Genomic DNA, 16,555 nt, shown 5'->3' on the forward strand with positions numbered 1-16,555 from the left:
ATGCTCAACAGCGCCGTCACATTGTGAATTTTCACCTGCGCGATCAGCGACTGGTAAAACGCATCATAGGCCCGCGCATTGCGCACCCGCACTTTCAGGATATAGTCAATGTCGCCCGCCAGACGATGCGCCTCCAGCACCTCGGGGCGCTCGCGCAGGGTTTGCAGGAATTTCCGCTGCCAGTCGGCATCATGCTCGCTGGTGCGGATCAGCACGAAGAAACAGGCCTCCAGCCCAAGCGCCTCCGGGTCCAGCACGGCGGTCTGGCGAGTGATCACCCCGGTCTCGCGCATCCGCTTGATGCGATTCCACACCGGCGTCTTCGACGACCCCACCTTGCGGGCGATTTCATCCAGCGATTGCCCTGCATCCTCCTGCAATTCGGCAAGGATTTTCCGGTCCATCTCGTCCAGCCGGGCTGTCATTCTGTTTATCCCCTGATCCGTGGAACCCGGTTCCATTTGCGCCCAACAATGCAGCGGTTTTCCTTATCTGCAAGAGGTATCTGGCGCAAAACCGGGAAAATATCCTATATAGAGGCCTGATTTTCCGACGATGGAGGCTCCGATGGCCCGCTTTACCCCCAAGGTTGTGACCGCGAATGCGCTGATCGAGGGCGACGTGGTCTATCTGACCGCCGATGACCGCTGGTCGCGCCGCCATGAGGAGGCCGAGCTGATCGAGGATGAGGCGCATGGACAATTGCGCCTGCTGCATGCGATGGGGCAAGGCAATCTGGTGGTTGGCGCCTATCTGGCCGATGCGAAAGCAGGCCCCAACGGCCCCGAGCCCACCCATTTCCGCGAGGTGTTCCGCACCCGCGGTCCCTCGAACTACTTCCTTGGCAAACAAGCCGAACTGATCTGACGCGAACCGAAGAGCCACGCATGTACAGCTATTCCGACTTTGACGAAGCCTTCGTTCGCAGCCGCGTTGCCCAGTTCAGCCAGCAGGTCGAGCGCCGCCTTGAGGGCGCGCTGACCGAGGACGAGTTCCGCCCGCTGCGCCTGATGAACGGGCTTTATCTGCAATTGCACGCCTATATGCTGCGCGTGGCCATTCCCTATGGCACGCTGAACAGCCGCCAGATGCGCCAATTGGCCCATATCGCCCAGACCTGGGACAAGGGCTATGGCCATTTCACCACCCGCCAGAACATCCAGTTCAACTGGCCGAAACTGCCGGACGTGCCCGCCATCCTCTCGGCGCTGGCCGATGTGGAGATGCACGCCATCCAGACCTCGGGCAATTGCGTGCGCAACGTGACCTCGGATCACTTTGCAGGCGCCGCCGCCGATGAAATCGAAGACCCCCGGCCCTACGCGGAGCTGCTGCGCCAATGGTCCACCGACCACCCGGAATTCCAGTTCCTGCCGCGCAAGTTCAAGATCGCCGTCACCGGCGCCCCGAATGACCGCGCCGTCATCAAGGCCCATGACATCGGGCTGCGCGTGCTGAAGAATGACAAGGGCGAGACCGGGTTCGAGGTCATCGTGGGCGGTGGCCTAGGCCGCACCCCGATGATCGGCCTCACCGTGCGCGACTTCCTGCCCGTGGCCGACCTGCTGCCCTATATCGAGGCGATCCTGAGCGTTTACAACACCTTGGGCCGCCGCGATAACAAGTATAAGGCCCGCATCAAGATCACCTTGCACGAAACCGGCAAGGATGAGATCACCCGCATGGTCGAAGAGCGCTTTGCCGAGCTGCGCCCGCTGTTTGGCGGCCATGATCAGGCCCTGCTGGCCGAGATCAAGGCAGCCTTCGCGCCGCCCGCCTATCGCAATGCGCCGGTGGAGGCCTATGAGGATTTCCGCAAGGCCGATCCGGTGTTCCGCGCCTGGGCCGATACCAACCTCGCGCCGCATCGCAATGACCAATATGCCATCGTGACGATCAGCACGAAGGCCCATGGCAAGACGCCGGGCGATGCCACCGCCGAGCAGATGCGCGTGATGGCCGATCTGGCCGAGCGCTACGGTCATGACGAGCTGCGCATCAGCCACGAACAGAATGTGGTGCTGCCGCATGTCCATAAATCCGACCTGCCCGCCATCCATGCGGTGCTGTCGCAGCATGGGCTGGCCACCGCGAATGTCGGGCTGATTTCCGACATCATCGCCTGCCCCGGCATGGATTACTGCGCGCTGGCAACCGCCCGCGCCATTCCGGTGGCCGAACAGATCGCCCTGCGCTTTCAGGAACTGGATCTGGAGCATGAGATCGGCCCGCTGAAGATCAAGATCTCGGGCTGCATCAATGCGTGCGGCCATCACCATGTCGGCCATATCGGCATTCTGGGGCTCGACCGCGCAGGCGTCGAGAATTACCAGATCACGCTGGGCGGCGACGGGTCTGAAACGGCTGTGATCGGCGAACGCGCAGGCCCCGGCTTTGCCTATGACGACATCGTGCCCGCCATCGAGCGCATCGTGCAGGCCTATCTGGCCCATCGCGACGGCCCGGCGGAAACCTTCCTGCAAGCCTATCGCCGGCTTGGCCTTGCCCCGTTCAAGGCCGCGCTTTACCCCTCTGAAGGGACACAGGATGCCGCGTGATACTTCGCATGGCCCGCTTGGCAGCGTTGCCGAACGGGTCACGGCGCTGAATGCCCGCTATCGCCACCACGGGGCGACGGCGGTGCTGGAACATGCGCTGAAAGACCCCGATCTGGGCAAGGTGGCGCTGGTGTCGTCTTTCGGGGCGGAATCGGTGGTGCTGCTGCATCTGGTCTCGGTGATCGCGCCGGAAACCCCGGTGCTGTTCGTCGATACCCGGATGCTGTTTCGCGAAACGCTGGATTACCAGCGCGAGCTGGCCGAGAAGCTGGCGCTGTGCGATATTCGCACCATCCGCGCCCATCCGAAAAAGGTGGAGTTTGAAGACCCCGATGGCACGCTGCATCAGTTCAACACCGATGCCTGCTGCGCCGTGCGCCAGGTCGAGCCGCTGGAGCGCGCGCTGAAGGGCTTTGACGGCTGGATCACCGGGCGCAAGCGCTTTCAGGGCGCCACCCGGCAGGAGGTCGATTTCTTCGAGGCCGAGGGCGAGACCCGCATCAAGGTGAACCCCTTGGCGCATTGGGGCCGCGAGGATCTCGAGGATTACATCGTGAACAACCGCCTGCCCCGGCATCCGCTGGTTGCGAAGGGCTATCCCTCCATCGGTTGCGCGCCCTGCACCAGCCCGGTGAAACCCGGCGAAGACCCGCGCGCGGGCCGCTGGCGCGGCAGCCAGAAAACCGAATGCGGCATCCATTTCATCAACGGCAAGCCGGTGCGCGGCGGCCAAAGCTCTGGGGAGAACGCAGCATGAGCGTGATCGTCACCGATAAAGGTTTCTCGCCTGTGGCCGATACCGTGAACCCCGGTCTGGCCGATCTGGGCGCCGGCACGGCGGTGGACATCGCCCATACCGAAGATCCCACCGCACTGGAGCCGGTGCTGGGCCAGCTTGCGCTGATCCGCATCACCTTTCCGTCGTTCAGCGACGGGCGCGGCTTCACCATTGCCCGCCGGTTGCGGATGCTGGGCTATACCGGCGAGCTGCGTGCCTTTGGCCCGGTGATCGCCGAGCAATATGCCATGGCCCGCCGTGTCGGCTTTGACGCCGTGGAAATCCCCGACGCCCTCGCCGCCCGCCAGCCCGAAAGCCAGTGGCAGTTCCGTGCCGACTGGAAGGCCCATGACTATCAGGCGCGCCTGCGCGCCTGAATTCCGGCTTTCCCCATTTCCGGCTTTCCTCGCGCCCTCACCTGACATATTCAGGATTTGATATTCCATGACCGAGCAAAAACCCGTGTCCGAAACCGCTGCCGCCAAAGTCACCCTGCCTGATGCGCAGACCGTCACCTCGGTCAAGCATTGGGCCGACAACCTGTTCTCGTTCCGCGTGACGCGCCCGCAATCGCTGCGCTTCCGCTCGGGCGAGTTCGTGATGATCGGCCTCTTGGGCGATAATGGCAAACCCTTGCTGCGCGCCTATTCCATCGCCTCGCCCGCCTGGGATGAGGAGCTGGAGTTCTATTCGATCAAGGTGCCGGATGGCCCGCTGACCTCGAAGCTCCAGCACATCCAGCCCGGCGAGCAGATCATCCTGCGCCCCAAACCCGTGGGCACGCTGGTGCATGACGCGCTGCTGCCCGGCAAGCGCGTGTGGTTCCTGGCCACCGGCACCGGCATTGCGCCCTTCGCCTCGCTGATGCGCGAGCCGGAAACCTATGAAAAATATGATGAAGTCATCATGATGCATACCTGCCGCACGGTGGCAGAGCTGGAATATGGCCGTCAACTGGTCGAAAGCCTCAAGGATGATCCGCTGATCGGCGAGCTGGTGGGAGACAAGCTGAAATACTACCCCACCACCACGCGCGAAGAGTTCCATCACAAGGGCCGCATCACCGACAACCTGACTTCGGGCAAGGTGTTTGCCGATCTTGGCCTCGCGCCGATGGACCCGGCGACCGACCGCGCGATGGTCTGCGGCAGCCTGGCCTTCAACAAGGATGTGATGGCGGTGCTGGAGGGCTTTGGCCTGCGCGAGGGCGCCAATTCCGAGCCGCGCGAATTCGTGGTGGAAAAGGCCTTCGTCGGCGACGGCGTGTAACCCGCACCCACCCGGCATGACCAAAGCCGCGAGCCGTGCTCGCGGCTTTTTGCTTGCCGCCTGCCAGAGGCGCGGGCAGGTTGGGCCAACCCATCCTGGAGGCCCTGCCATGAAAGCCCTGTTGTCCGCGCTTGCCCTGTGCGCCCTGCCCGCCTGCACCCCGACCGCCACCGATGCCAGCGACGAGCGGGTGCAGATCGAGGTCGAGAACCAGACGGCGCAGGTCTTGACCGCCTTCAGCGTCTATCCGCTGCGCGCGGATGGCGAGATCGTCGATGACAATCTGGGCGGTGCCTATGACCCGCTTGCCCCCGGCGCGCAGGCGCGGCAGGCCATCTCGCTGGTGGCCTGTGGCAAGGTGATGGTGATTGCCACCCTGGCCGACGGGGCCGAAAAGCGCGTGCCGGGCGATCTGTGCCAAAGCCCGCGGGTGACCATTCTGCCCTGAAAATCAAAAGGCCGCCCCGGTTGCCCGGGGCGGCCCGCGTTGACCTTTCAGGCCAGATTACATGCCAAGCGCCGATTTCACCTGTTTCAGCGCGGCATCGACCAGAGCCGGGTTCTTGGCGGCGCCATCGACAGCGGCTTTCAGCGTCGATTTGGTGGCGTCATCCAGCGGTGCGGCGTCGATCATGCCATTCAGCTTGGCCGCATCGAAATTGGCCGGGTTGAAGGCGTCAACGGCGGTGGCAACGGCACCGGCAGCGGCTTCGGTTGCGTTGGTGGCAGCCTCGGTCGCAGCCGTGGCGGCCTCGGTGGCGGCTTCCGTGGCGGTGGCAGCAGCGGTATTGGCCGCATCCGTGGCCGCAGCAGCGGCGGTGGTGGCAGCCTCAGCCGCCTGACCGGCCGCAGCGGTGGCAGCATCGGCGGCCGTGTTGGCTGCTTCGGTCGCGGTGGTCGCTGCCGCGCCAGCCGCTTCGGTGGCGGCCTCGGTGGCCTGTGCGGCAGCTTCGCCCGCAGCCTCGGTCGCGGTGGCGGCTGCGTTGGCGGCCTCGGTCGCGGCCTGCGTCGCGGCGGCGCCAGCCCCCTGCGCGGCATCTGCCGCCGCTTCGGTCGCGGTGGCTGCGGCGGTGGTCGCCTCGGTCGCGGCGGTGGTGGCGGCGCCCGCAGCCTCGGTCGCGGTGGCCGCGGCCTCATCTGCCACCTTGGCGGCATCCTGCCCGAAGAAATAGTAACCCGCAGCAGCAGCCACGATCACCGCGCCGCCAATGAGAACCTTGCTGTTCATCCTGTCTCTCCTTCGTTCCGTGGAACCGCCACGGTTGCGTGCCACAGATGGCACTTCACAAGCCTGTTGAAAAGAGTGGCATTTGCCGAAACGGCGGGGAAATTTCGCGCAGATGCAGCCAGAAGCCCGGCCTGTCGCAGGAATGGACGTGGGAATGCGGGGGCGGGCAGGCGGAATCCGGTTGAAGTGCCACGCGCGAAGCCCTATTTTGCGCGCGATATTCATGGCCAGAAGGATCACAGCCATAGCCCGCAGACCCCACAACGCCCCGCCGCAACGCGAAACGGGCCCCCGTGTGAACGAACGTATCCGCGCGCCGGAAATCCGGCTGATCGGCGCCGATGGCGAGAATGTTGGCGTGGTCACCCCCGCCCGCGCCATGGCCATGGCCGAGGAGGCCGGTCTCGATCTGGTCGAGATCTCGCCCAATGCGGAACCGCCGGTCTGCAAGATCATGGACTTCGGCAAGTTCAAATACGAGACGCAAAAGCGCGAGGCCGAGGCTCGTAAAAAGCAGAAGATCATCGAGATCAAGGAAATCAAGTTCCGTCCCGGCACGGATGACCATGATTATGATGTGAAGATGCGCGCCGTGCTGAAGTTCCTGGGCGAAGGCGACAAGGTGAAGGTCACCCTGCGCTTCCGGGGCCGCGAAATGGCGCACCAGGATCTCGGGCTTCAATTGCTCAACCGTGTTGCGGCGGATGTCGCCGATGCGGGCAAGATCGAATCCATGCCCAAGCTTGAGGGCAAGCAGATGGTCATGATGATCGGGCCGAAATAAGCCTGCCATCTTTGGATCGCGCGGGGGCCTTCGGGCCCCCGTTTGCATTTCGGCTCAGGCCACGGGCAGCGTGACCGTAAAGGTGCTGCCCTGCCCGCGCGTGCTGTCGATGGTCAGGCGCCCGCGATGGCGGCTGACGATATGCTTGACGATGGCCAGCCCCAGCCCGGTGCCGCCCTTCTCGCGCGAGCGGTGGGTATCGACCCGGTAGAACCGTTCAGTCAGGCGCGGCAGATGCTGGGCGTCGATGCCATCGCCCTGATCCTCCACCGAGACCGCCACCCCGCCGCCCTGCCCGCCCGGCATCTGGTCGAGCGCTTGCAGGCGCACCGTGACGCGCTTGCCATTGCCACCATATTTCACGGCATTTTCCACAAGGTTGTGAAACACCTGAGTCAGCTGATCGCCATCCCCCCGGATCATGCGGGCGATGCCCACCCCCTCCAGCGTCAGGCTCACCCCGGCCTCGATCGCCATGGGGCGCAGCGTGGCGGCGACGCCGGACAGCAGCCCCGCCAGATCGACCTGGGTTTCAGGGCGCTGGCGCTCCTGCGCCTCCACCCGGCTCAGCGACAAAAGATCGCGCACGAGCCGCGCCATGCGCCCGGCCTCGCGCGCCATGATGCCCAGAAAGCGCTCGCGCGCGGCGACATCATCGCGCGCCGGGCCTTGCAATGTCTCGATGAAGCCCATCAATGCCGTCAGCGGCGTGCGCAATTCATGGCTGACATTGGCAACGAAATCGCGGCGGAACTGGGTGACCTGTTCCAGCTCGGTCATATCCTGCAAGGTGATCAGCGCGCCGTTCTTGGGGCCGGGTGCGACGGTCACGTCAAACACGAGGTCATGCCCGTCGCGCATGATGGTCACGCGCAGGCGGCGCATCGCACCCCCCGCCAGTGCGGCCTCAATCGCCCCGACCAGCGCAGGCTGCCGGAAGGTCAGCCCGAAATGCCGGCCAAGCGCCACGGCACCGCAAAACTCAGTGCCCGCCGCATTGGCTGCCGTGATCCGCTGATCGGCAGCGATATGCAGCATGGGCAGCGGCACCGCTGCCATGGCCAGTTCCAGTTCCTGCATCGCACGCCCTCCACTCCGTCAGCCTGTTCTGCCAAGGCCTGCGGGGCGGCGCAACCATTCAGGCGTCGCGGGCGATCACGCTTTCCACTTCCGGCGCAGGCTGGAAGCGCCAGGCCCGGCGCGGCCCGGCCATGACATTCAGATAATACAGCTCAAACCCATGCGGCGCCCCGCAAGGATGATGGCCGCGCGGCACCAGCACCACCTCGCCATCCTTCACCGCCATGGTTTCATCCAGAGTGCCATCATCGGTATATACGCGCTGAATGGCCCAACCCTCGGCAGGGTTAACCCGATGGTAATAGGTTTCCTCCAGATAGGTGATGCGGGGGAAATCATCCTCGTCATGGCGATGCGACGGGTAGGAGGACCAATTGCCCGCAGGCGTGAACACTTCCGTCACCAACAGGCTGTCGGCCACATCCTCGGCCTCCATGGCGATATTGTTGATCCAGCGGGTGTTCGGCCCCTTGCCACGCTGCGTCAGCGTGATGCCCTCCGGCCCCAGCCTGCGCGCCGCGTGGCCGCCCTGGCCCGGCGCGGCGCAGACCGCGATGGTGCAATCTGTGGTGGCTTCCGCCCGCCACTCCTGCGCATTGGGAACATAAAGACAATGCGGCGGCGTCTTCTCGAACACATTCATGCGCTCGCCCAGCACGCCCCAATCCTGCCCTGCGGCAGTGATCGCGGCCTTCCCCTCGACCATGACCAGGATCACCTCTTGGGCACCGGTGGCCTCGGCCACCGTCTCCCCGGCGCGCAGCCGGTAAAGCGAGAACCCGACGTAACGCCAGCCCGCCGATTGCGGCGTGATCTCATGCACCTTGCCATGAGTGCCAAAGGGCTTGCGCAAAAGCTGGCTCATCGGCCTACCTTTCATCTGTTCAAAAATATCCCACGGGGGTGCGGGGGTGTGAAACCCCCGCCTCCGCCCGTCTCACACGAGACCAGCCTCACGCGCCAGGCGCTTCAGCGTCGCCAGGCCAAGGGTCTGATACAGCAGGGGATTGCGCTCGTCCGGGTTCTGCTCGGCCTCGATCACGATCCAGCCGTCATAGCTGTGATCGGCCAGAATCTTCAACAGCGGCGCGAAATCGACCCCGCCCTCCTGATCGCCCGGCACGGTAAAGGCCCCGCCGACAACCCCTTGCAGGAAGCTCCAGCCCTCGGCCCGCACCTTCGCGGTGATCGCCGGGCGGATGTTCTTGGCATGGAAATGGCGCACCCGGGCGGCGTGTTTGGTCAGCACCGCCACCGGATCGCCACCGCCAAAAGTGCAATGGCCGGCATCGAACAGCAGATGCGTATGCGGCCCGGTCGCCGCCATCAGCGCGTCGATCTCCTCGGGGCTTTCCACGATGGTGCCCATGTGGTGATGGTAAACCAGCGTGACACCCTCGCCCGCCAGATAGGCGGCAAAGGCCTCAAGCTTGGCGCCAAAAGCCACCATTTCCGCCGAGGAAAGAACCGGGCGGTCATTCACCGGCTTTTTCGCGTCGCCATGAATGGCATTGGAGGTTTCGCAGACGATGCAAACCTTGCAGCCATTATGCTTCAGCTTGGCCAGATGGCCCTGCACCGCCGCGATCTCGTCCTCGACCGAGCGCAGCAGCAATTCGGTCGAATACCAGCCCGAGATGAACTTGAGGCCGTATTCGGCCAGCAAAGCGCGCAGCGCCTCCGGCTCGTTCGGCCAACGATGGCCGTTCTCGATGCCGTCAAAGCCGATCTGGCGACCGGCCTCGTCCAGAATGCGGGCGGTGGGGATATGGGCGCCGATGGTCTGGTCGTCGTCATTGGCCCAGGCGATGGGGTTGGTTCCGAATTGGATCATGGTCTTGCTCTCAGTTGCCCAGCCATTGGCGGGCGGTGTTCGTCACATAATTTTCGCGCGCGGCATTCACCTGCGGGCGAACCGAGACTTCCGGCACGGCCACATCCCACCAGGTGCCACCCGCCCCGGTGCCGGGGCCCGCATCGGTCTCGATCAGGATCACGGTGGGCAGGCTGGCCCCCTTGGCCTCCGCCATGGCGGCTTCCAGCTCGGCCACGCTGGCTACCTTGCGGGTGATCGCCCCCATGGAGCCCGCATGGGCGATGAAGTCGATATGGGCCGCGTTCACGTGATAGCTGTCATCCAGCATATTGTTGAACGGCGCGCCGCCGCAGCCCTGTTGCAGCCGGTTGATGCAGCCATAGCCCCGGTTGTCGGTCAGCACCACGGTAAACGGCACGGCCATCATCACCGCTGTCGCCAGCTCGCTATTGGCCATCATATAGGAGCCATCGCCGACCATGCAGACCACATGTTTTTCCGGCGCGGCCATCTTGATGCCCATGGCGCCAGCGACCTCATAGCCCATGCAGCTGAAGCCATATTCCATATGGTAGCCGCCTGCCGCCGCGCGCCACAACACATGCAGCGCGCCCGGCATGGTGCCTGCCGCCGACATGATGACCGAATCCTTGCCAGTCGCCCGCGTCACCGCGCCGATGATCTGGGCATCGGTCGGCAGCGCATTGCCTTCCGGCGGCGCGAACAGCCCGTCAGTGGTGGCGAACCAATCCTTGCGGGCGGCGAAATCCGGGTCCGCAAAGCGAGTATCGCCCAAAGCAGCCGTCAGCTTGGCCAGCGCGACCTTGGCATCGGCGACCAGCGGCTGCGAGCCGCGTTTTTGCCCGTCATAGCCATGGATGTTGATCGACAGGATCTTGCGCCCCGGCGCCGAGAACACCGTCCAGGACCCCGTGGTGAAATCCTGGAACCTTGTGCCGACGCCAATGACCAGATCAGCCTCCGCCGCCAGCTTGTTGCCGCAAGCGGTGCCGGTCACACCGGGCGAGCCGAAATGGAGGTCATTCTCCCAGTCGATCGCGCCCTTGCCGGCCTGGGTTTCCACGAAGGGGATGTTGTGCTTTTGCGCAAAAGCCAGCAGATCGACCTCGGCCTGCGCATAGATCACGCCGCCACCCGCCACGATCAGCGGCTTTTTCGCTGCCTTGATCGCCGCCACCGCCGCCTCCAGCTCGCGCTGATCCGGCTCGGGGCGGCGGATGAACCAGACCTTCGGTTCAAAGAAATCAGCCGGATAATCATAGGCTTCGGCCTGCGTATCCTGACAGAAGGCAAGGCAAACCGGGCCGCAATTCGCCGGGTCCGTCATCACCCGCAGCGCACGCGGCAGCGCCGTCAGCAGATGTTCGGGGCGCGAGATGCGGTCGAAATAGCGCGAGACCGGGCGGAAGCAATCATTGGCCGATACGGTGCCGTCGTCGAAATCCTCGATCTGTTGCAAGACCGGATCGGGGGCGCGATTGGCGAACACATCGCCGGGCACGAACAGCACCGGCAGGCGGTTCACATGGGCCAGCGCGGCGGCGGTCACCATATTGGTCGCCCCCGGCCCGATGCTGGAGGTGACCGCCATCGCCCGCCGCCGCTTGTGAGTCTTGGCAAAGGCAATCGCGGCATGGGCCATGGTCTGTTCGTTATGGCCGCGCCAGGTGGGGAAGCTGTCCTTGGCGTGATACAGCGCCTCGCCGATCCCGGCCACGTTGCCATGGCCAAAGATCGCCCAGATGCCCTCGATGAACCGCTCGCCCTCTTCGGTCATCTGCACCGAGAGCCATTTCACCATGGCCTGTGCGGCGGTCAAGCGGATCGTCGTCATGCTGCCAGTTCCTTTTTGGCGCGTGCCGTGTCCCAGACCCGGCAGAGGTTTTCGTATTTGGCCACCATATCAGCCACGGCCTCGGCGTCAGAGATGCTGCCCGCCAGCCATTGCCGCGCCGCCTCGGCAAAGATGGTGCGCCCGACGGCGAACCCCTTCACCAGATCGTGCCGCGCCGCCAGGGCGAAGCTGGCCGCCAGTTGTTCAGAAGGCGCATCAAGACCCAGAACCACGATGCCGCGGGTATGCGGATCATTGCGGGTGATGGCCTCGCACGCCTTGGCCCAGGCCGCATCGGTGGTAAAGGGCTCCAGCTTCCACCAATCAGGGTAAATGCCGATGTCATAAAACCGCTGAATGATGGTGGCCGAAGTGTCATCATCCACCGGCCCGACCTTGGACGGAATGATTTCCAGCAGCATTTCCAAGCGGTTGCGGCGGCAAGCCTGAAACAGACGCTGCACCACGGCCTCTTGCTCGGCCTTCATTTCGGCGCTGTCCTCGGGGTGATAGAAGCACAACACCTTACAGACGTTTTCCAACGCCCATTCCTGCAAACCGCCGAAATCGGCGCCCAGCTCGGGTTCCAGCGTCAGCGGGCGCGAGCCCGGCCACTCCACGGGGCGCCCGATCCACAGGCCCGAACCCGAGGCCGCATGCAGCGCGTGGCGCCCCAGCCTGTTATCGCACAAGATGCCGTAACCGGAACGGCCATCTTGAACCCGCAGCGCAGCTTCAAGGCACAACTCCTTGAAAGCGCCGATCTTTTTCGGGGTGGCCCCCTCCATCGCCTCCAGTTGCATGCGGTGATCAAAGGCAAAGACCCGCATCGTCGACCAATCCTTGTGACGGTTGGTCGCCCAATGCACCTGCTCCAGCGCGGCATCCTTGCGCAGCGCAGGCTCGATCACGCCGCGGTTCAGGAAGAATTGCAGTTCGGTCCAGCTGGGATAGGCCGGGGTGCAGCCGTGACGGCTGACCGCGAAAGCGCCGCAGGCATTGGCATATTTCAGCGCGACCGGCCAGGCTTCGCCATCGAGCCAGCCCTTGAGCAGCCCCGACATGAAGCCGTCGCCCGCGCCCAGCACGTTGAAGACTTCGATCGGGAAGCCGGGGCCGGTTTCGCCGTCATCCAGACTGTCGGGGATGGCGCCGGTGAAAGCCACCGCCCCGGCAGCACCGCGTTTGCACACCAGCGTCGCGCGGGAAACGGCGCGCACCGCCCGCAGTGCCGCGACCGTATCGGTGCTGCCGCCCGCGATGTGAAACTCTTCCTCGGTGCCGACGATCAGATCGAACAGATGCAGCGTCGATTGCAGCTTGGCCGTGACGGCGGCGCTTTCGATAAAGCGGCTTTCGCCATCGCCATGCCCGGCCAGCCCCCAAAGATTGGGGCGGTAGTCAATGTCCAGCGCGGTTTGCGCCCCGGTCTCGCGGGCCAGACGCAGCGCTTTCAGCGTGGCGGCCTCGGTTTTCGGGTTGGAAAGATGGGTGCCGGTCGCCACCACCGCGCGGCTGTCGCCGATCAGCGCGGGGTCGATGTCATCCTCGCACAGCGCCATATCGGCGCAGTTTTCGCGGTAAAAGATCAGCGGGAATTGCTCTTCATCACGGATGCCCAGCAGCACCAGCGCGGTCAGCCGCTCCGTGTCGGTGGTCACGCCGCGCACATCGACGCCTTCGCGCGCCAGTTCCTCGCGGATGAAACGGCCCATATGCTCGTTGCCGACACGGGTGATCAGCGCCGATTTCAGGCCAAGCCGCGCGGTTCCGGCTGCAATGTTGCAGGGGCTGCCGCCAATATATTTCTGGAATGACCCCATGTCTTCCAGCCGCCCACCGATCTGCGCGCCGTAAAGATCGACCGACGCGCGGCCGATGGTGATGACGTCGAGCGTCTTCATCTCAAGCCTCCCCCCTCCGACAACCAGATTCGGATTGTCGCCTTTTGGAATTTTTATTCCATTTTATTGCAGGGGGGAAGCGGGAATTTGCAGCCGGGCGGGCCAGCCCACCTTTCAGCCCGCCGTCTCGGTGCGGCGCGAGCCCACGGCAACGGCCAGCGTCAATGCCAAGGCGATGGTCGCGGAAAGCGAGCGGAAGGCGCCGAAATCCACCTCTGGCACCGTCAGCACGGCACCTGCATGGCGCGCCAAGGGGCTGCCATGGTGATCGGTCAGGCCCACCACCGGCATGCCCCGCGCTGCCGCATCGGCGGCAAGGTTCAGGGTTTCCTCGCTGTAAGGGGCGAAGGTGATGGCCAGAATGGCATCGCCCGCCCGCAGCGCGTGGCGGTGGTCCAGCTTGCCGACGCCATCATGCAGCATTGCAGGAACCGACATTTTTTCAAACACATAAGCCAGATAGCTGGCCACCGGAAAGGCGCGCCGAAACCCCACGACATGCACGGTTTCCGCCTGGGCCAGCACCTCGACCGCCTGCATCAGCGCGGCCTCGTCGGCGGTTTTCGCCAGCGCCTCGAGGCTGGCGCGCCCGGCCTCCACGAACTCGGCCAAAAGCGCCGCAGGGCTGCCGCTGCCATTGTCTTTCAGGTTGTTCAACCGCGTCGCATAATCCGGCCAGCCGGGGGCAAAGGCGTCGCGGAACAGCTTTTGCATCTCGGAAAACCCCGAGAATCCCATGATCTGACAAAAGCGCATCAGCGCCGAGGGCGGCACATCGGCCCCGGCGGCCAGCTCGGCCACGGTGGAGACGGCGATCCGTTCGGTATGGGCGGCGATGTGATCGGCGCATTGCCGCAAACGCTTTGGCAGGCCCGGCGCGATGTTCGCGAGCCTGGAGCGGAAGGCTTCGATGCTGCGAGGCGGCTCTGGCATCACCGGATCGTCGGTCTGCATGATCTCATCCTTGACAATCGGCGCCCAGCCTAGCACCCATGGAACAAATATTCCAATAGCAAAGCAGGAGGAGGCCGCGATGGCGTTGGGAATTGGCGTAATCGGCACGGGCTTCATGGGCAAGACCCATGCGCTGGCATGGCGCAACGTGAAGGCGGTTCTGGGGGGCGTGAATGGCGCGGTGGAGACGCCCGAATTGCGCCTGCTGTGCGAAACCCCTCTGGCCCGGGCCGAGGTGATGGCCGATCAGTTCGGCTTTGCGGGTGCCACCGATGACTGGCAGGCGCTTGTCAACGATCCGGCCATCGACGTGGTGTCGATCACCACGCCGAACGGGCTGCATCACCCGATGGCCATGGCCGCCATTGCCGCCGGAAAGCATGTCTGGTGTGAAAAGCCGATGGCGCTGACACTGGCGCAGGCCGAGGAGATGGCGGCCGCGGCCCGCGCCAGGGGTGTGACCACGATGCTGGGCTATAACTACATCTCCAACCCCGCCTTCACACATGCGCAGCGTCTGGCGCAATCGGGGGCGATCGGGCGGCTGGTGCAGTTTCGCGGCTGGGTCGACGAGGATTATCAGGCCGATCCCGACCTGCCCTGGTCCTGGCGCGCCAAGCTGGAAGATGCGGGCCTCGGCGCGCTTGGCGACATTGGCACCCATCTGGTCAGCATGGCGCATGGCCTCATGGGGCCGGTCGCCAGCCTGATTGCCGATATGCAGACCATACATGAGACCCGCCCCCTGCCCGATGGCACCGGGCGCGGCGTGGTGGAAAACGAGGATGCGGCAAGCGTGATCCTGCGCTTCGCCAATGGCGCGCAAGGCTCGATGGTGATCTCGCGCTCGGCCTGGGGGCGCAAATCGCGGCTGGGTTTCGAGCTGCATGGCACCAAGGGCATGATCGTGTTCGATCAGGAGCGGATGAACGAGCTTCAGCTTTATCAAAACGAAGGCCCCAAGGCCGAACAGGGCTTCAAGACCATCCTGACCGGCCCGGCCCATGCGCCCTATGGCGAATTCTGCCCGGCGCCGGGGCATCAGCTGGGGTTCAATGACCTCAAGGTGATCGAATGCGCCCGTCTGTTGCGCGGCATTGCCGGGCTGGAACAGGCGCAGCCCGATTTCGAGGCCGGGCTGCGGATCGAGCGGGTGATTCACGCGATTGCCGCCTCGGCCCGCGCGGGCGGCACCCGCATGACGCTGTGAGCGGTTGACCTCCGCCCGGCCTTGCGGCAAGGCGGGGGCATCATGCTGCGCATCAATGACATCACCTATAATATCGAAGGCCGGCCCCTGTTCGAGGGGGCCTCGGCCACCATTCCCACCGGCCACAAGGTTGGCCTTGTCGGGCGCAATGGCGCGGGCAAGACCACGCTGTTCCGCCTGATCCGGGGAGAGCTGGCGCTGGAGGGGGGCGAGATCTCGATCCCCGCCCGCGCCCGCATCGGCGGCGTCGCGCAGGAGGTTCCCTCGTCGGCCACCTCGCTGATCGACACGGTGTTGCAGGCCGATACCGAGCGCACGGCGCTGCTGGCCGAGGCCGAGACCGCCACCGATCCGCACCGGATTGCCGATATTCAAACCCGTCTGGCCGATATTGACGCCTGGAGCGCCGAGGGCCGCGCCTCTGCCATCCTGCGCGGGCTTGGCTTTGATGCCGAGGCCCAGCTGCGCCCCTGTTCCGATTTTTCGGGCGGCTGGCGCATGCGGGTGGCGCTGGCGGGGGTGTTGTTTGCGCAGCCCGATTACCTGCTGCTGGACGAGCCGACCAACTATCTTGATCTGGAAGGCGCGCTGTGGCTGGAAAGCTACCTGCAAAAATATCCCCATACCGTGCTGATCATCAGCCATGATCGCGGCCTGCTAAACCGCGCCGTGCAGGGTATCCTGCATCTGGACAATCGCAAACTGACCTATTGGCAGGGCGGGTACGACCAGTGCGCCCGCCAGATGGCCGAACGCCGCGCCGTGCAGGTGGCCGAGGCCAAGAAGGTCGAGGCGCGCCGCGCCCATCTGCAAAGTTTCGTGGATCGCTTCAAGGCCAAGGCCTCCAAGGCCGTGCAGGCGCAAAGCCGGGTGAAGATGCTGGAGAAGCTGACCCCCATCACCGCGCCCGAGGAGGCGCGCAAGATGGTCTTCACCTTCCCCGCGCCCGAGGCCCTGTCGCCCCCCATCATCAATATGGAGCAGGCCAGCACCGGCTATGGCGATACCGTGATCCTGCGCCATCTCTCCTTGCGGATTGATCAGGATGACCGCATCGCGCTGCTGGGGCGCAATGGCGAGGGAAAATCCACGCTTTCCAAGCTGTTGGCCGAGAAACTT

General features: G+C 64.6%; 17 protein-coding genes. 9 read left to right on the forward strand and 8 right to left on the reverse strand.

What is annotated here, in order from left to right; genetic code table 11:
- Positions 1-425: Lrp/AsnC family transcriptional regulator (locus JNN06_RS03765; RefSeq protein WP_291238264.1), on the reverse strand; the 425-nt coding region annotated here is incomplete at its 3' end.
- Between the two features lie 142 nt (positions 426-567).
- Between JNN06_RS03765 and JNN06_RS03770 the strand changes: the two genes are divergently transcribed.
- The 6 genes from JNN06_RS03770 (at position 568) to JNN06_RS03795 (ending at position 5,053) form a co-directional block, all read left to right on the forward strand.
- Positions 568-867 carry a DUF2849 domain-containing protein gene (locus tag JNN06_RS03770; RefSeq protein WP_291238265.1) on the forward strand — a complete coding sequence of 100 codons (300 nt, stop codon included), beginning with the start codon at positions 568-570 and terminating at the stop codon, positions 865-867.
- Positions 868-887: 20 nt separating this feature from the next.
- Entirely contained in the window at positions 888-2,558 is a 1,671-nt protein-coding gene (locus JNN06_RS03775) for a nitrite/sulfite reductase (protein ID WP_291238266.1), read from the forward strand.
- The gene (locus JNN06_RS03780; RefSeq protein WP_291238267.1) at positions 2,548-3,315 is read left to right on the forward strand and encodes a phosphoadenylyl-sulfate reductase; all 768 of its coding nucleotides are present in this window, start codon (positions 2,548-2,550) and stop codon (positions 3,313-3,315) included. The genes JNN06_RS03775 and JNN06_RS03780 overlap by 11 nt, the downstream gene beginning before the upstream one ends.
- The gene (locus JNN06_RS03785; RefSeq protein ID WP_291238268.1) at positions 3,312-3,713 is read left to right on the forward strand and encodes a DUF934 domain-containing protein; all 402 of its coding nucleotides are present in this window, start codon (positions 3,312-3,314) and stop codon (positions 3,711-3,713) included. The genes JNN06_RS03780 and JNN06_RS03785 overlap by 4 nt, the downstream gene beginning before the upstream one ends.
- A gap of 67 nt (positions 3,714-3,780) precedes the next feature.
- Complete coding sequence (locus JNN06_RS03790; RefSeq protein WP_291238269.1) at positions 3,781-4,605, forward strand: ferredoxin--NADP reductase; 825 nt, start codon at positions 3,781-3,783, stop codon at positions 4,603-4,605.
- 109 nt (positions 4,606-4,714) lie between these two features.
- Complete coding sequence (locus tag JNN06_RS03795; protein ID WP_291238270.1) at positions 4,715-5,053, forward strand: hypothetical protein; 339 nt, start codon at positions 4,715-4,717, stop codon at positions 5,051-5,053.
- Between the two features lie 57 nt (positions 5,054-5,110).
- Here JNN06_RS03795 and JNN06_RS03800 read toward each other — a convergent pair whose 3' ends face one another.
- On the reverse strand, positions 5,111-5,833 hold the full coding sequence (locus tag JNN06_RS03800) for a hypothetical protein (protein ID WP_291238271.1): 723 nt from the start codon (positions 5,831-5,833) through the stop codon (positions 5,111-5,113).
- 223 nt (positions 5,834-6,056) lie between these two features.
- On the opposite strand from JNN06_RS03800, the gene infC reads away from it, so the two are divergent.
- Positions 6,057-6,617, forward strand: a complete 561-nt coding sequence (gene infC, locus JNN06_RS03805) for a translation initiation factor IF-3 (protein WP_366812409.1) — start codon at positions 6,057-6,059, stop codon at positions 6,615-6,617.
- A gap of 54 nt (positions 6,618-6,671) precedes the next feature.
- On the opposite strand, the gene JNN06_RS03810 is transcribed toward infC, so the two are convergent.
- The 6 genes from JNN06_RS03810 to JNN06_RS03835 all read right to left on the reverse strand — a co-directional run bounded on the left by JNN06_RS03810 (position 6,672) and on the right by JNN06_RS03835 (position 14,226).
- Positions 6,672-7,697 (reverse strand): ATP-binding protein, encoded by a 1,026-nt coding sequence (locus JNN06_RS03810; RefSeq protein ID WP_291238273.1) that lies wholly within the window; start codon positions 7,695-7,697, stop codon positions 6,672-6,674.
- 58 nt (positions 7,698-7,755) lie between these two features.
- Positions 7,756-8,562, reverse strand: coding sequence for a 5-deoxy-glucuronate isomerase (gene iolB, locus JNN06_RS03815; protein WP_291238274.1), 807 nt, complete (start codon positions 8,560-8,562; stop codon positions 7,756-7,758).
- A gap of 72 nt (positions 8,563-8,634) precedes the next feature.
- Positions 8,635-9,531 carry a myo-inosose-2 dehydratase gene (gene iolE / locus JNN06_RS03820; protein WP_291238275.1) on the reverse strand — a complete coding sequence of 299 codons (897 nt, stop codon included), beginning with the start codon at positions 9,529-9,531 and terminating at the stop codon, positions 8,635-8,637.
- A gap of 10 nt (positions 9,532-9,541) precedes the next feature.
- Positions 9,542-11,368 (reverse strand): 3D-(3,5/4)-trihydroxycyclohexane-1,2-dione acylhydrolase (decyclizing), encoded by a 1,827-nt coding sequence (gene iolD, locus JNN06_RS03825; RefSeq protein ID WP_291238276.1) that lies wholly within the window; start codon positions 11,366-11,368, stop codon positions 9,542-9,544.
- Positions 11,365-13,272, reverse strand: a complete 1,908-nt coding sequence (gene iolC / locus JNN06_RS03830; protein ID WP_291238277.1) for a 5-dehydro-2-deoxygluconokinase — start codon at positions 13,270-13,272, stop codon at positions 11,365-11,367. Before iolC ends, iolD begins: the two co-directional genes overlap by 4 nt.
- 114 nt (positions 13,273-13,386) lie before the next feature.
- Positions 13,387-14,226, reverse strand: coding sequence for a MurR/RpiR family transcriptional regulator (locus JNN06_RS03835; RefSeq protein WP_291238278.1), 840 nt, complete (start codon positions 14,224-14,226; stop codon positions 13,387-13,389).
- Positions 14,227-14,305: 79 nt separating this feature from the next.
- Here JNN06_RS03835 and JNN06_RS03840 point away from each other — a divergent pair, with 79 nt between their 5' ends.
- Complete coding sequence (locus JNN06_RS03840) at positions 14,306-15,436, forward strand: Gfo/Idh/MocA family oxidoreductase (RefSeq protein WP_291238279.1); 1,131 nt, start codon at positions 14,306-14,308, stop codon at positions 15,434-15,436.
- 42 nt (positions 15,437-15,478) lie between these two features.
- Positions 15,479-16,555, forward strand: a 1,077-nt coding sequence (locus JNN06_RS03845) for an ABC-F family ATP-binding cassette domain-containing protein (RefSeq protein ID WP_291238280.1), incomplete at its 3' end; no start/stop codon positions are given.

Source organism: Gemmobacter sp. (assembly GCF_016792925.1).
Taxonomy (GTDB): domain Bacteria; phylum Pseudomonadota; class Alphaproteobacteria; order Rhodobacterales; family Rhodobacteraceae; genus Gemmobacter.

Coding starts and splice junctions, on each gene's coding strand:
- JNN06_RS03790 (WP_291238269.1), top strand. CDS start 3,781: ATGACCGAGCAAAAACCCGTGTCCGAAACCGCTGCCGCCAAAGTCACC.
- infC (WP_366812409.1), top strand. CDS start 6,057: ATGGCCAGAAGGATCACAGCCATAGCCCGCAGACCCCACAACGCCCCG.
- JNN06_RS03795 (WP_291238270.1), top strand. CDS start 4,715: ATGAAAGCCCTGTTGTCCGCGCTTGCCCTGTGCGCCCTGCCCGCCTGC.
- iolE (WP_291238275.1), bottom strand. CDS start 9,531: ATGATCCAATTCGGAACCAACCCCATCGCCTGGGCCAATGACGACGAC.
- JNN06_RS03770 (WP_291238265.1), top strand. CDS start 568: ATGGCCCGCTTTACCCCCAAGGTTGTGACCGCGAATGCGCTGATCGAG.
- JNN06_RS03800 (WP_291238271.1), bottom strand. CDS start 5,833: ATGAACAGCAAGGTTCTCATTGGCGGCGCGGTGATCGTGGCTGCTGCT.
- iolD (WP_291238276.1), bottom strand. CDS start 11,368: ATGACGACGATCCGCTTGACCGCCGCACAGGCCATGGTGAAATGGCTC.
- JNN06_RS03785 (WP_291238268.1), top strand. CDS start 3,312: ATGAGCGTGATCGTCACCGATAAAGGTTTCTCGCCTGTGGCCGATACC.
- JNN06_RS03840 (WP_291238279.1), top strand. CDS start 14,306: ATGGCGTTGGGAATTGGCGTAATCGGCACGGGCTTCATGGGCAAGACC.
- JNN06_RS03775 (WP_291238266.1), top strand. CDS start 888: ATGTACAGCTATTCCGACTTTGACGAAGCCTTCGTTCGCAGCCGCGTT.
- JNN06_RS03810 (WP_291238273.1), bottom strand. CDS start 7,697: ATGCAGGAACTGGAACTGGCCATGGCAGCGGTGCCGCTGCCCATGCTG.
- iolC (WP_291238277.1), bottom strand. CDS start 13,272: ATGAAGACGCTCGACGTCATCACCATCGGCCGCGCGTCGGTCGATCTT.
- JNN06_RS03780 (WP_291238267.1), top strand. CDS start 2,548: ATGCCGCGTGATACTTCGCATGGCCCGCTTGGCAGCGTTGCCGAACGG.
- JNN06_RS03835 (WP_291238278.1), bottom strand. CDS start 14,226: ATGCAGACCGACGATCCGGTGATGCCAGAGCCGCCTCGCAGCATCGAA.
- iolB (WP_291238274.1), bottom strand. CDS start 8,562: ATGAGCCAGCTTTTGCGCAAGCCCTTTGGCACTCATGGCAAGGTGCAT.